General features: G+C 52.7%; 15 protein-coding genes and 1 other annotated feature. Of the genes, 6 read left to right on the forward strand and 9 right to left on the reverse strand.

Annotation, left to right across the window (positions count from 1 at the left end):
- The first annotated feature begins 98 nt into the window (after positions 1-98).
- The 4 genes from ACFQI7_RS04875 to ACFQI7_RS04890 are packed head-to-tail and all read left to right on the forward strand — an operon-like array spanning position 99 to position 2,583.
- On the forward strand, positions 99-737 hold the full coding sequence (locus ACFQI7_RS04875; protein ID WP_218097216.1) for an energy-coupling factor ABC transporter permease: 639 nt from the start codon (positions 99-101) through the stop codon (positions 735-737).
- Positions 734-1,009, forward strand: a complete 276-nt coding sequence (locus ACFQI7_RS04880; protein WP_218097215.1) for a PDGLE domain-containing protein — start codon at positions 734-736, stop codon at positions 1,007-1,009. The genes ACFQI7_RS04875 and ACFQI7_RS04880 overlap by 4 nt, the downstream gene beginning before the upstream one ends.
- A complete protein-coding gene (gene cbiQ, locus ACFQI7_RS04885) occupies positions 1,006-1,728 on the forward strand; it encodes a cobalt ECF transporter T component CbiQ (protein ID WP_218097214.1) in 723 nt (240 codons plus the stop codon). The genes ACFQI7_RS04880 and cbiQ overlap by 4 nt, the downstream gene beginning before the upstream one ends.
- A 9-nt stretch (positions 1,729-1,737) precedes the next feature.
- Positions 1,738-2,583 carry an energy-coupling factor ABC transporter ATP-binding protein gene (locus ACFQI7_RS04890; RefSeq protein ID WP_218097213.1) on the forward strand — a complete coding sequence of 282 codons (846 nt, stop codon included), beginning with the start codon at positions 1,738-1,740 and terminating at the stop codon, positions 2,581-2,583.
- A 21-nt stretch (positions 2,584-2,604) separates the two neighbouring features.
- Here the strand turns inward: ACFQI7_RS04890 and ACFQI7_RS04895 are convergent, their stop codons facing one another.
- Genes ACFQI7_RS04895 through ACFQI7_RS04910 form a run of 4 tightly spaced genes read right to left on the reverse strand, consistent with a single transcriptional unit; the run spans position 2,605 to position 6,918 of the window.
- Positions 2,605-3,831, reverse strand: coding sequence for a M20/M25/M40 family metallo-hydrolase (locus tag ACFQI7_RS04895; protein ID WP_218097212.1), 1,227 nt, complete (start codon positions 3,829-3,831; stop codon positions 2,605-2,607).
- Complete coding sequence (locus tag ACFQI7_RS04900; RefSeq protein ID WP_218097211.1) at positions 3,828-5,732, reverse strand: heavy metal translocating P-type ATPase; 1,905 nt, start codon at positions 5,730-5,732, stop codon at positions 3,828-3,830. The genes ACFQI7_RS04895 and ACFQI7_RS04900 overlap by 4 nt, the downstream gene beginning before the upstream one ends.
- A 29-nt stretch (positions 5,733-5,761) precedes the next feature.
- Positions 5,762-5,890: a hypothetical protein gene (locus tag ACFQI7_RS04905; RefSeq protein ID WP_268966806.1), complete on the reverse strand. Its 129-nt coding sequence runs from the start codon at positions 5,888-5,890 to the stop codon at positions 5,762-5,764.
- 17 nt (positions 5,891-5,907) lie between these two features.
- Positions 5,908-6,918: an ABC transporter substrate-binding protein gene (locus tag ACFQI7_RS04910; protein ID WP_218097210.1), complete on the reverse strand. Its 1,011-nt coding sequence runs from the start codon at positions 6,916-6,918 to the stop codon at positions 5,908-5,910.
- Positions 6,919-7,254: 336 nt separating this feature from the next.
- Here ACFQI7_RS04910 and cax point away from each other — a divergent pair, with 336 nt between their 5' ends.
- A complete protein-coding gene (cax, locus tag ACFQI7_RS04915) occupies positions 7,255-8,307 on the forward strand; it encodes a calcium/proton exchanger (protein WP_218097209.1) in 1,053 nt (350 codons plus the stop codon).
- 125 nt (positions 8,308-8,432) lie between these two features.
- Here the strand turns inward: cax and ACFQI7_RS04920 are convergent, their stop codons facing one another.
- From ACFQI7_RS04920 to ACFQI7_RS04935, 4 genes are all read right to left on the reverse strand, one after another.
- A complete protein-coding gene (locus ACFQI7_RS04920) occupies positions 8,433-8,720 on the reverse strand; it encodes a YlaN family protein (RefSeq protein WP_218097208.1) in 288 nt (95 codons plus the stop codon).
- Positions 8,721-8,922: 202 nt separating this feature from the next.
- Entirely contained in the window at positions 8,923-9,171 is a 249-nt protein-coding gene (locus ACFQI7_RS04925) for an HPr family phosphocarrier protein (RefSeq protein WP_218097207.1), read from the reverse strand.
- Positions 9,172-9,284: 113 nt separating this feature from the next.
- Positions 9,285-10,403, reverse strand: coding sequence for an aminopeptidase (locus ACFQI7_RS04930; RefSeq protein ID WP_218097206.1), 1,119 nt, complete (start codon positions 10,401-10,403; stop codon positions 9,285-9,287).
- Between the two features lie 35 nt (positions 10,404-10,438).
- Positions 10,439-11,029, reverse strand: a complete 591-nt coding sequence (locus tag ACFQI7_RS04935; protein WP_218097205.1) for a TVP38/TMEM64 family protein — start codon at positions 11,027-11,029, stop codon at positions 10,439-10,441.
- A 322-nt stretch (positions 11,030-11,351) separates the two neighbouring features.
- Here ACFQI7_RS04935 and rpsD point away from each other — a divergent pair, with 322 nt between their 5' ends.
- A complete protein-coding gene (rpsD, locus tag ACFQI7_RS04940; RefSeq protein WP_218097204.1) occupies positions 11,352-11,951 on the forward strand; it encodes a 30S ribosomal protein S4 in 600 nt (199 codons plus the stop codon).
- Between the two features lie 61 nt (positions 11,952-12,012).
- Here the strand turns inward: rpsD and tyrS are convergent, their stop codons facing one another.
- Positions 12,013-13,272, reverse strand: coding sequence for a tyrosine--tRNA ligase (tyrS, locus tag ACFQI7_RS04945; protein WP_218097203.1), 1,260 nt, complete (start codon positions 13,270-13,272; stop codon positions 12,013-12,015).
- A gap of 57 nt (positions 13,273-13,329) precedes the next feature.
- Positions 13,330-13,626, reverse strand: a binding site (T-box leader).
- Positions 13,627-13,762 lie beyond the last annotated feature (136 nt).

The raw sequence follows: 13,762 nt of genomic DNA on the forward strand, positions 1-13,762 counted from the left end.
CTATTCTGCCAATCGATAAGCTGTGTTACATATTTACTAAATAATGACACAGTGATATGATATGTTTATTGTTTTTGCATATCGAGGAGGAGTAAGAAGTGCATATTCCTGATGGAGTCTTAGACCCGAAAGTATGGGCGTCTTCCGCCGTCGTCGCTGCAGCCGTGCTCGCCAAAAGCGTCCAGCATTCCAAACATCGGCTGGAATACCGCGCAGTTCCGGTTATGGGGGTTATGTCCGCATTTATTTTTGCCTCCCAAATGATTAACTTCCCCATACTCGGCGCGGCGACTTCAGGTCATCTGATCGGGGGAGCGCTGGCCGCCCTGCTGTTCGGATTTTGGCCGTCCACACTGATCATGTCCACCGTCATCGCGATTCAAGCAATCGTCTTCCAGGACGGCGGGATTACGGCGCTTGGAACGAATCTGCTCAATATGGCGATTATTGCGCCTGGCGTTGCAGCTTTATCCTTCCGGCTATTGCGCAGCCTTTCGTTGATCCCGCGGTCCGTCGCCGTGTTCGTCAGCGCCTGGCTGTCGGTCACGGTGCTTTCGCTTGTCGCTGCGATCGAGCTGGCACTGTCCGGCGTCGTCCCTTTCGGAACGGCGGCCAAAGCCTTGTTGTTCTGGCATACGTTTATCGGCATCGGCGAAGCCACTATTACCGTTGTCGTGATCCCTTATGCGCTTCGCTCTTCGTTTCAATTCGCCAATAAGGAGTCGATGCTGCAATGAACGGAAAAGTTCGAAATTGGTTGATCGTATCGCTCGTGATCAGCGGATTTATCTCATTATTCGCTTCCTCGCACCCGGACGGATTTGAAAAAGCAGGCGAAGAAGCCGGATACATCGAGCATGCTTCCAGCTTCATGAAGTCTCCGCTGCCCGATTACGCGATCCCGGGCATGGATTCCTGGGTTTCCTCCAGTCTTGCGGGACTGGCCGGTGTAGCCATTACGTTCGCCGTCTTCCTGCTGCTCGGCAAATGGATTGCGGGAAAAAAATGAATGCGATGCTAAACCACCCGCCGGCCCGGATCGTAACGGCCCTTCTGATGATCATGCTGAGCGTTTCTATGAAGCATACGGAAACGCTCTTCGTTATGCTGTTATTCACATTGCTGCTGATGCTTTGCTGCAAAGTTCCTGTCCGGATGTTGCGACGCCGGTTGCGGCTTGCTCTTCCTTTCATCGTATTTTCGTTCGTATTTTTCTCCTTATACGAGCAAGGATCCGTCTTCCGGCTGCTAGGCTTGACGCTTTCCATCGATGGCATCCATAAGGCGCTGACGTACAGCTTGCGTCTAGTCATTACGCTGCATGTGCTGACGCTGCTGTTTTACCGGCTCAGCATCTCCGAGTTTTTTCAAGCGCTCGTGAAGCTGAAAGTTCCCGGCATCTTCGTGGAATTAAGCTTGTTCACGCTCCGTTTCATCGACGTCATTCGAACCGAGGCGCTGCATATGCTGCAAGCGCTGAAAAGCCGGGGCTTTCGCACGCGCCGCTTTTTTTCGTTTTCCCAGTACGTGGTTCTGTCGAGGCTGCTGGGCAGTTTGCTCCTTCGATCGCTACAGAGATCGGAACGCATTTATATGGGGATGATGTCGCGAAGCTACCGGGGCGTCCCGCCGCAACAGCATATTGCGCCTTTGCTGCGGTCGGATGTACTGCTCGCGTTGGTTTGGCTTGCCCCCGTTGTGGCCGCGTTTATTTACGATAAAAGTTAGGAGATTCCCATGGAACCGGTTTTCGTCTTTAAACATGTCCGCTACCAGTATAACAAAGATCGTGCTGCCGCCTTGAACGGCATTGATTTCGAAATCCCGCTCCGTAAAAAAACAGCCATTGTAGGACCAAACGGAGCAGGTAAATCGACGCTTATCTTTCATATGAACGGCTTGTATTCATGCGCCTCCGGGGAAGTATGGTTTAAAGGAGAGCAAGTGTCAAAAGCGAATCAATCCGACCTCGTCCGCCATGTCGGCGTCGTCTTTCAAGACCCCGACGACCAAATCATTTCCATGACCGTCAGGGACGACATCGCTTTCGGTCCGACGCAATTGGGTCTGCCAGCAGGCGAAGCGTTCCGTAAGGCGGATGAAAGCATGGAGCTGCTTCATATTTCACATCTGGCAAAGCTGAACCCGCATGAACTCAGCTTTGGCCAAAAAAAACAAGTGGCGATCGCAGGCATCGTCGCCATGGATCCCGATGTCGTCATCCTCGACGAACCGATGGCCTTCCTCGATCCGGCGGGACAAAAACGCGTTCAGGAAATTATGAATTTGCTGATGGCCAAAGGGAAAACGGTCATTGTGGCGACACATAATATGCAGCTCGTGGCGGAATGGGCCGATCATGTGGTCGTCGTGAAGGATGGACAATGCCTCGGCAGCCTGACTCCGAGGGAATTGTTCTGCCAGCACCCCCACCTGCTAAAAGAAGCCCATCTGGAACTTCCTCTTGTGCTTCAGCTGTTCTCCGGACTTTGGGAAGAGCAATCCGGACCGATGCCGGTCACGATGGAAGAAGCCAGAGCGGTGCTGTCCCGGCTTCTGACAAACAAAACGGGTACCCTTTAGAGAAATCGTGGGGTATCCGTTTTATTGTATTTCCGTATTTGCCGTCACAAATCGGCTTATAAGACGGTATAAACACTCGACGGCTTCGGTAAACGCCGCGACGGATATCCGTTCATCCGGCTGATGCATACGCATCAAATCGGCCGCTTCGATACGCGGAAACCAGCCGTACACGGGTATGCCTGTCGCTCGAAACCAATAACTGTCGGAGCGACCGGGCGTAATGACCGGCAGCACCGGCAAATCATGCGTACGCCGAATGGCTTCGTAAAGCGGATCGTCCGTCGGCGATAACGTCGGCGGTACCAGTTCCAACATGTCGCAGCCCTCGTGAGATGTCAGCCCCAGCTTGCGCAGTCCCCGGCTTAGGGTGTGCTCTATCGGGTCTCCCGGCAGCGCATGGCAAATCAGTTCAAATCGGCCGGGAAATTCGGCGCTCGGTCTGATTTGAAAGAGATGGTAGAACATCTCATACGAATCGAGCGTATGGGGACTGCTTCGTTGCAGCCAGCGCGTCAGCCACTGCGCTGCAGTGCTCCCCTGATGCGCTGCCACATGACCCGCGAGACCGCCGGCCATACGTAAAAACGCTCTATATGGCTCTGGAAGCCCGCCATTCATTCGAAAATGCTCGCAGGCGTTAACGCTTGACGCCGGCAGCAGCAGCCTTGCATATCCTTTTTCGCCGACCTGGCACAACGTGTAACGGGTGCGGCCAAGGCGAATCTCCCAGCCCCCGCCTTCATTGAGCACCCAGCGGCATCGCCGAAGCTCCGGACAATGGTCGCGCAGCCAGCGGGTTCCCCAGGCCGAACGCGTCTCTTCGCCTGCCGTTGCCGCCCACACGACGGTTCGCGCAAGCGGCGCCTTTTCCAGCAGCAGCATCACCGACCACCATACGGCGGCGAGCCCTTTGCAATCGACTGCGCCTCTTCCCCATATGTATCCTTCCGCCGCTTCCCCGGACAGCGGGTGCCGACTCCAGTCGCCGATGCTGCCCGGTTCCGCCGTATCGAGATGCGAGAGCAAGAGCAGCGCATCATCGCTTCCTCCCTTGAACGTTACGACCAACGAGCCGAAGCCCTTCTCCGGCTCTACGACCTCGGCCTGCCATCCGCGGTTTTTGGCACGCTGGAACAGCCAGAGGGCAGCTTTGGATTCCAAACCTGCCCCTGCGGTCGTATTGATTCGAATGAGCTGCTGCAGCACCTCCAAGCCTTCTCGAACGGCGTCCTGCATCGCCGTCATGCCTGAACGGGCTCCGCCTTTACGGTAAACTGCACTTTTCTGCGGTACGTAATCATCCGTGCCGAGTTCATCACGACAAACAACGAAGCGATATTGTGTATGATCGCGCCCATTACCGGCGAGATCAAACCCAAAACGGCGAGCGCGATGCCGACAACGTTAAAGCCGACGGCAAAGCCCCAAATGTTTTGCCGGATCAGCTGCATGGCCCGGCGGCTGATCTTCAGCACTTCCGGCAGCAGCTGCAGTTGGTCGCCCATGAGCGCAACGCCGGAAGATTCGATGGCGATATCGGTGCCTCGGCCGGCCATCGATATGCCGACATCGGCCAGCATCAGCGCCGGCGCGTCGTTCACGCCGTCGCCGACCATCGCCACGACATGGCCTGCCTTCTGCAATTCGCGAATATACTCCAGCTTGTCTGCGGGCAGGAGCGCGGAGCGCACTTCATCAATGCCCGCCTGCCGCGCAACAGCCTGAGCGGCCGCCTCGTTGTCGCCGGTCAGCATGACGATGCGCCGAATACCTTCCTGCCTCAATCCGGATACGGCGAACGATGCCTCGGGACGCACCGTATCCGCAATGGCGAAGCCTCCGGCGCACTCGTGTCCGACGATGACGACAAGAGCGGTTCTCCCGAACTGCTGCTGTTCCGATATGAATCTTCGGGCAGCATCTGAAGCGTCCGCATTCAATCCGGCTATAGCCGAAACGACTTTTTCGTTCCCAATCCATACGTCCGTACCGGAGATGACGGCATGAACCCCCGCTCCCGGCATGGAAGTAAACGAGTCCGTTTCTTTGGGTTCGAACCCTCCGTTCTCTTTCGCATAATCGACGATGGCCCGCGCCAACGGATGCTCGGAATGCTGCTCAACCGCTGCGGCCCATTGCAAGACGTCCGATTCCGCCTGATCGCCGAAAACGGCAAATTCAACCACTTTCGGCTGCCCCGACGTAATCGTGCCTGTTTTGTCTACGCAGACCACATCCACCTTGCTCAGCGCTTCGATCATTTTGCCGCCTTTGATCAGCACCCCGCGCTTGGCCAAATTGCCGATGCTCGCTACGGCCGCTGTCGGCGTAGCCAGCACCAGGGCGCAAGGACAGGCGATGACCAGGATCGTCATCGTTCGCACGATATCGCTTGTCGCGAGCCAGGCAACGGTCGCGACAACGAGGATGAGCGGCGTAAAATATTTCGCGAATTGATCCGCAATTTTTTGCGTCGGTCCCTTGCGTTCCTCCGCCTCGTACACGATTTCGATCACTTTTCCCATCACGGTGCCGGAACCGATCTTCTCCGTTTCGATATGCAGGGAGCCGTACTCGTTGATCGTACCCATCAATACGGCATCTCCCGGCTGTTTATCGACAGGCAGCGATTCGCCGGTCAGCGCGGATTGATTGACGGCGCCCTCTCCCTTGACGACTTTGCCGTCGACGGGAATCCGTTCTCCCGCCCGCACCCATACGACTTCCCCGGTCCGGATGTCATCCGCGTCGATCGTCTGCCAAGCTTCATTGCGCCAAACGGTAGCGGTATCCGGCACGAAGTCCATTAGCTGCTGCACCGCTTTTCTCGTCTTGGCGAGCGTGATCTCTTCCAAAAATTCGCCGATGAACATCATCAAAGCGACCAGCGCGGCGGCTTGGTAAAATCCGAGGTAGGCGCAGCCTACGATCGTAATGACAACCATAATTCCCGCCGTAATCGTTCTCGTCTCCAGAATGGCAAGGAGCGACTTGTACGCGATAATGCCGCCGCCAAGCAGCATGGGAATGAAAGCGATCGTAAAGCCGAGCCAATCTTCCTGCCCCGGAATCGCGGACAATAAAATCGTCGCCAGCATGAACGACGGCAAAAACCAAATCCATATTTTTTTTATCGTTTCCATCATAAGTACTAACCCCCGCATTCCAATAACAATTATAAGGTCTGGCTCATCTCCCACCATACGTACAGCGCGAGGCAGACGAGGACGATGACTGCCGCGGTAATTCGGTAAAACAAACTTTTGCCGCTGATGCGTTTCCGTTGTGCTCGCCTTTCAGGCATAGACTGTTGTCCTCCTTCTAAAGATTCGTATATGCTTCTTTCGGATCGACGGATTTGGAAATGATCCCCTGCTTGTACATCCAATCGGAAACCATTTTCCATTGCTCTGCCGTTTGCGGCTCGTAGCTTCCTTTATCCGCGGTCATGAACGGAAGCAGCAGCTGCAAGCTGGCCAATTCCGTCTTGCCCTCCAAGGGGAGCTCAGTAGACTCCTGCGAAATGAGCATGACCGACGCTTTTTCCGTATTGTCGCGGGTGTACTCTTCTCCTTTGCGGACGCTTTCGATAAACGCTTTGATCGGCAGTTTATTGTTTTTCGCGTGATCTTCGCTTGTTACGAGAAACATCCCGCCTATTGCCGGAACCCCGTACTTGACCGGTTCGAACGTTTTCGCTTTGAAACCGTTTTTATCGAGCAGCAGCAGATCGCGGTATACCGAAGCTTTGCTGAGCGCGGATACTTTGTGCTGAAGCAGCGCGTCTATACCGTCAGACCCGACATTGACAAATTGAACCTTGCTGCCGTCTCCTCCTGCACTCTCAACCATCGCTTTGACAACGGCCTGCTCCGTCGCGTCTCCGGAATAGCCGACCTTCATCTTTTCCAATTCTTTCGGCGATGAAATGACCCCTTCAGCAGCAATGACCGCGTGCAAGTCAGAAGGGATTACGGCTGCGACCGATACGACGGGAAGGTTGTCCACCCGGGCAGCGATAAGCTGCGCCTGATCGACCAGCGCGAAATACGATGTTCCTTCCGCTACCCTTTTGAGCGATTCCCGCGTGTTCGGCGCCAAATCGATCTTCACTTTCAAGCCTGACTTTTTGTAATAGTTTTGAAATTGCGCTGCGATAAACGGCGTATGAATCGAATGCGGCGGCTCGCCGAGCGTCAATGCCATCGGAATCGGATCGTTCCACTGCCGCGGTTTGACTTCCTCGCAGGACGTATGCGCTGTCAGCAATAAAAAAGCAAGTGCAGAAAAAATAATCCGAAACGCAAAATGAATCCGAAAAACAATTTTCACATCTTTTCCCCTTATGGCCCATGATTAATCGTGCTACGTTCTCAACATATTATACTACGAAAAGAAATTTTTTACAGTAAGAACCTGCTCCTTAATCCGCTCTGAAGCAGTGAGTTTCCTAATCGCCTCCAACATAAATAACGCCGGTTCAACACAGGCAAAAAACGCTTATTTCCATTTCCAATCATAACGTAACGAATGCCGGAGCTTTTAGTGCAACCGTTTTCTAAAATTTATTGGAAATGTAATTTTTTTCTGGATGATGCTTTATATGCTTTTTTTTGGATATATTTTAATGTACACTATGGAAATGATATTTTATTGAGGTGATGGAATGTGAAGCGTTACGGCTTTACGATCGGATTGATCGGAAGCTTTATTCTTAGCGGCGTGGCGCACTATGTCGGCGCTCCCGTATTCAGCTCGACCGTGCAGTTTCTGATCGCTTCGCTGGCGATCATCTTCGTCGCCGGTTTTCTGGGCAAAGCTACGGAAAGCGTAGCCCATTATGCGGGCGAGCGGATGGGGGGATTTCTGAATGCGACGTTCGGCAATGCCGCCGAACTGATTATTGCGTTTTTCCTTGTCAAGGACGGGATGTTCGATGTGGTCAAGGCGAGCATCACCGGGTCGATTATCGGAAACATGCTTCTCGTTCTCGGGCTCAGCGTCCTGATCGGCGGTTTGAAGTACAAGGAGCAGCGTTTCAACGTCAAGCTGGCCGGACACAGCGCTTCCTTGATGATGCTCGCCGTTATCGCTCTGTTTATTCCTGCGTCCTTCGCTCGCAGCTTTACGAAGATGGAAACGGCGAACCTTAGCATCATCGTCTCCGTTATTCTCATTATCGCGTATTTGCTCTGGCTGTTTTTTTCCATGGTCACGCACAAAAACGAGCTGTCGGACGAAGTCGTGGAGCACGGCGAACCCGCCTGGTCCAAAGGCACCTCCGTTCTCTTTCTCATTGTGGCTACCGTTATGGTCGGGTTCGACAGCGAATGGCTTGTCGGCACGCTGGAATCGTTTAGCCATCAATACGGCCTATCGGAGCTGTTCGTCGGCGCGTTCCTGATCGCTATCGTCGGCAATGCCGCGGAGCACAGCGCCGCCATCATCATGGCCCGCAAAAACAAGATGGGCGCGGCATTCGAAATCGCGGTCGGCAGCTCGCTTCAAATTTCGTTATTCGTAGCGCCTGTATTGGTGCTCGTTTCGTTCTTCTTCGGAAAAACAATGGATCTCGTGTTTACGTCCTTCGAACTTGTCGCGATCGGCGTTGCCGCCTTCATTGCCAAGTCGATCTCGCAGGACGGGACGACAACCTGGTATGAAGGCGTGCTGCTGCTGGTCGTCTACCTTATCCTGGGCATCGCGTTCTTCCTCGTGTAGCCTCATAGCGCACACTTGGTTCGACCGGCTATCTCGGACAACCGAACCGCATTGTCACGATACATAAGGCTTCCGATCGAAACGGACGCTAAAAAAAAATAAAAAGTAGTCTTCGTCATCGAAGACTACTTTTTATTTTGCTCCAGTGCTTCATAAAGCTGTGCGAGGTTCCGCTCCAGCTTGATCATAATTTGCTTGCCGGACGACTCCGAGATAAGCTCCGCGCGAATAGCAAAGTCAATCTCCCGGGACAACCCGTACATTTGCGTATCTAATACCTCTTCATACAGAGGACATTGGCGCGTGGTCAAGTTTTCCATTTGTACTTCGATCAGCTTTTCGATCTTATCCGCGTCCTCCTGAAGCAAATGGAGCGCCTTTTGCGATAAGCTGAGCAGCACATCCGACGACATGTTGCTTCCCCCCTGTATACCCTTGGAGTGTCGGCAACTTCAGCGCCCTGGCTCCCTCCCGGTTTCCCAAGGACGAATCGTTGATGCCAACCTTACTCCATTAGCTTTATATTAGACGAAAATCGAGGAATAAACAAGTCACCCGAAGCTGAAAAAGGGCATTTTCGCAATGCGAAAACGCCCGTCTCTTGCATAAAGCCTATTAATCGACAATGCTGTTGAGCTCCAGGCTGTACTTGGCGAACACTTCAGCCATCGCCTTCTTCGCTTCGTCCGCGTCTGGACCGTGAACGTGCAGGTCGTATTTGCTTGAAGTGAGCAGCGTCGTGAACAATCCCAGAATGCTTTTCACATCGATGAACTTATTATCGTACTGTAAAACGATGGACGATCTGAATTTGTTAGCAGTTTGTGAAATCTCCACAATTGCAGCGTTGTTAGCGTTAGTCATACAAAATTCCCTCCAGGCGTCGAGTGACGCAAAAATAAAAAGTAAATCGCTTTCTTACGATTATGATACATTGGAAAATGGGATCACGCAATACTATTTTGCCTCCGGCGGCGTTACTTCAAGTTTTCCGGATTCAATCCTTCCAGGTCCGGAATGACGAATCTGCCGTCTTTGCGGATCAGCCGGTCGTCAAAGTAAATTTCGCCCCCGCCGAATTCCGGCCGCTGAATCAAGACAAGGTCCCAGTGCACCGCCGAGCGGTTCCCGTTATCCGCCTGCTCATAAGCTTGACCTGGCGTAAAATGCAAGCTGCCGGCGATTTTTTCATCGAATAACGTGTCTTTCATCGGGTGCAGGATGTACGGGTTGAAGCCGAGGCTGAACTCTCCGATGTACCTTGCCCCTTCGTCCGTATCAAGAATCTGGTTCAGGCGGACCGTATCGTTCGATGTAGCCTCCACGATTTTCCCGTTCTCAAACCGAAACGTAATATTTTCGAACGTGACGCCGGAATTGACGGAAAGTGTGTTGTAAGCGATTGTCCCGTTCACGGAATCGCGGACAGGCGCGCTGTATACTTCTCCGTCGGGTATATTACGCCGGCCGCAGCATTTCACCGAACCGATGCCTTTGATCGAGAAGGAAATATCGGTTGCCCCCGGCCCGACGATACGCACGCGATCGGTACGATTCATCAACGCTTGCAGCGGACCCATTGCTTCGGACATTTTCGCGTAATCCAAATTGCAGACATCAAAATAAAATTGCTCGAATTGATCCGTGCTCGTCCCGGCCAGCTGTGCCATTGAAGCGTTCGGGTACCGCATGACGACCCACCGCGTATGTTTCACACGCTGCTCCTGATGAACTTTTTTACGGTAAATCCGGTTAAACTGACTGAGCTTTTCCTCGGGCACATCGGACATGTCGCTGACGTTTTCTCCGGCGCGGATGGCGACATAGCAGTTCATATCCTTCATGCGCTGCCAGTCCATCTCAGCCCAATGCTCAAGCTGCTCCGTGGTCGCCGAACGCAGCACGGCCGCACGAACGGCATTATCCACCAGCTCCACATACGGATAACCGCCCCGGGCATGCACCTCTTCCACGAGACACTTTACGATTTCTCTTTCGGAACCGATCATCTCGATCAGCACTTTCTCGCCAGGCTGAACGTTCAGCGAGTAACCTACGATGTTTTGCGCCAACTTTTGCAAACGGGGATCACGCATAATCCATAGTCTCTCCTTCAAGGACGAAAAAAATTTTATATTCCGGTTTTGCTTGATTTGAACCATCGTTCCTTAACAAAATGGCTTACGAGCAGCAGCACGATGAAAATCGCTGCAAGGATCATCAGCCTGCCCTTGTAGTGTCGAAAATGCAGCAGGTCATGACCGATCATCGATTCTAGTAAAATCACCGGCGCTTTCCCGATCAATGTCCCGATCATAAAATGCAACGGACGCACCTTCATAACCGCAGCGCTCAGGTTAATGACCGAAGACGGCAAAACCGGCAGCAGCCGGATAAGTACCATGTACAGCAAGCCGTGGCGCTCCAGTTTTTCGTTGAACTTCTCAATGTAGCTATATTTGGCCAGTTTTTTTTGAACCCACGACCGCCCGAAGTTTCTCGCTGCAAAAAATACGATCGCTGCGCCTAAACAGGAAAATATGTAATTCACGGCGAAGCCGCCCCAAAATCCGAACAAAAGCACATTCACACCCGCAACGACGAAGAACGGCACAAACGGAAATATGGTTTGCAGCATGACTAGCAGTGCCCCGGCCATATGCCCGTACCAGCCGAAGGAATTCAGCACATCGGATATGTGCCGGACACTCCAAACGGTCAACGCTCCCTACCCCCTTATCTCAAATCATGATGTCCGCAATACGAATCATTGTACCAGAAATTTCGGCTTGTCACGAATATTATACGTCATGATCCTGTACTTGACACGTTAATCTCAATCTTATAGAATAAGAAGTCGAGTATAAGCATGCTTTTCTATGAAAACGCGCGCTTATAAGTGGAAGTTTGTGTCACCCTCTGTACAGATTTTGTTGCCGGCAGGACCGCGGCTGGTTCTTCCTGATAGGCGCTAGCAAAATCGGGCACACGCTTCACGCGAAAATGCCAATAAACCATATTCATGACAAAGGAGCTTACCATACATGTCACGCTACACTGGTCCTAAATTTAAATTGAGCCGCCGTCTGGGCATCTCCCTGAGCGGTACCGGCAAAGAATTGAAACGCCCTTTCCCTCCGGGACAACACGGTCCGGGACAACGCAAGAAGCTGAGCGGCTACGGCGTTCAATTGCAAGAAAAACAAAAGCTTCGCCATATGTACGGCTTGAACGAAAAGCAATTCCGCAACCTGTTCGACAAAGCAACCAAACTGCAAGGGATTGCCGGCGAAAACTTCATGTTCCTGCTTGAAAGCCGTCTGGACAACCTGGTATACCGTCTTGGTCTTGCGAACTCCCGTGCAGGCGCACGTCAGCTCGTTTCCCACGGCCACGTAACCGTGAACGGCAAAAAAGTCGATATCGCTTCCTACCTCGTAAAAACCGGCGATGTAATCGGTCTTCGTGAAAGAAGCCGCAACTTGACCGTTGTTAAAGAAGCGGTTGCTAATCGCAACTACTTGCCGGCTTACCTAGAGTTCAACGACGCCGCTCTTGAAGGCAAATTCATCCGTATGCCTGAGCGCTCCGAGCTTGCTCAAGAAATCGATGAAAAACAAATCGTCGAGTTCTACAGCCGTTAATCTTAAACGAATCGAAAAACCTTGGTTCTTCTTCCGAAGAGCCAAGGTTTTTTTTGCTTGGTTATACGAATTTGGCCAAATAGTAATTCCGCTTGCCCCGGCGAATGACGACAAATCGTCCTTCCAGGCAATCGTCTAAGCGAATGGTCTTTTCCAGTTCCGTAACGCGCGTACCGTTAACAGAAACGGCGCCGCTCTCGATATCTTGACGGGCTTGGCGTTTGGAAGGAGCCGCCTTCACTTCAAGCAGCAAATCGATCAGCCCGATTTCCGCACCGCCGGCAATTTCCGTCGAAGGCACGTCTTTGAACGCTTCTTCGATCTCGCTGCCGGACAGCGACTGCACGTTGCCGCTGAACAGCACTTCGGAGATGCGGATCGCGCTGAGCGCGGCCGCTTCCCCGTGTACCAGCTGCGTCACTTCTTTCGCCAACACGCGCTGCGCTTCGCGCTTCTCCGGGCTTTCTTGAACTTGCCGTGCCAGCTCGTCGATTTCGCCGGCCGGCAGGAACGTAAAGTACTTGAGAAACTTCACGACATCGTTATCGTCCGTATTGATCCAAAATTGATAGAACTGGTACGGGGACGTTTTGCTCGCATCAAGCCAGATCGTGCCGCCCTCCGTCTTGCCGAATTTCGTTCCGTCGCTTTTTGTCACGAGCGGCATCGTTAGGCCGAACGCTTGACGGCCCGATGTTTTCCCGATCAACTCGAGGCCCGCCGTGATGTTGCCCCATTGATCGCTTCCGCCGATTTGAAGTGTGCAGCCAAGGTCTTCGTTCAATTTGTAGAAATCATACGCCTGCAGGATCATGTAACTGAACTCGGTAAAAGAAATGCCCTTCTCCAGCCGCGAGTCGACCGAATCTTTGGCCAGCATGTAATTGACCGTGAAGTTTTTGCCGATATCCCGCAAAAAACCGATCACGTTCAATTCTCCAAGCCAGTCGTAATTGTTGACGATTTGCGCCGGGTTGCCTGCCGCATCGAAATCCAGAAAGCGTGATAGCTGTCGCTTCAGCTTATCCGTCCACTGCGCCACGATATCGCGCGTATTCAGCGTTCGTTCCGATGCCTTGCCGCTCGGATCGCCGATCAGACCGGTTCCCCCGCCGACAAGCGCAACCGGCACATGGCCGGCCAGTTGAAACCGTCTTAATGCCAAGATCGGCAAAAGGCTTCCGATATGCAGACTGTCTGCCGTCGGGTCGAACCCGACATATAGCGTGACTGGCTCCTCGCTTAATTTTTTGGCCAATCCTTCGCGATCCGTCATTTGATTGATCAAACCGCGGTACTCCAGCTCTTGTACAATGTCCATCTTTGCTTCGTTCCTTCCTCCGAATGATGTTTGAAAACGCAAAAAAGCCTTCTGATCCGAAGGGACGAGAAGGCTGCGGCTCGCGGTACCACCCTAATTAAAGCCGAAAAATCGAAAAATATGATAGTTTCCCTTTTCCGATTCCCGAACTTTCACTTTGACGGATAAGGGCCGTTAACCCGGAAGAAGCTACTAACGACAGCGGCGCGGTCCTATACGGACCGGCACAAAGCAGCGTTCCCTTCCCCTGCTCCGGACGGTAATTCGGCCAGGTCATGCACCGGTTTGCACCTGCCACCGGCTCTCTGTAAGCATGGATTCCTGATCCTACTGTGAGTCCATCGACGCATTTTGCGATGATTTCAAAGCTATTTATATCACAGCCTCATTTTGCTTGTCAAACCGTCAGCAATTTATCACCTTGCTTTCGGTGTTTCGCATGTACGCTTTATGCTATAATGACGTAGGAATGTTTTCAAAGTCGGGAGGA

This window comes from Paenibacillus allorhizosphaerae, assembly GCF_042659105.1.
GTDB lineage: Bacteria > Bacillota > Bacilli > Paenibacillales > NBRC-103111 > Paenibacillus_G > Paenibacillus_G allorhizosphaerae.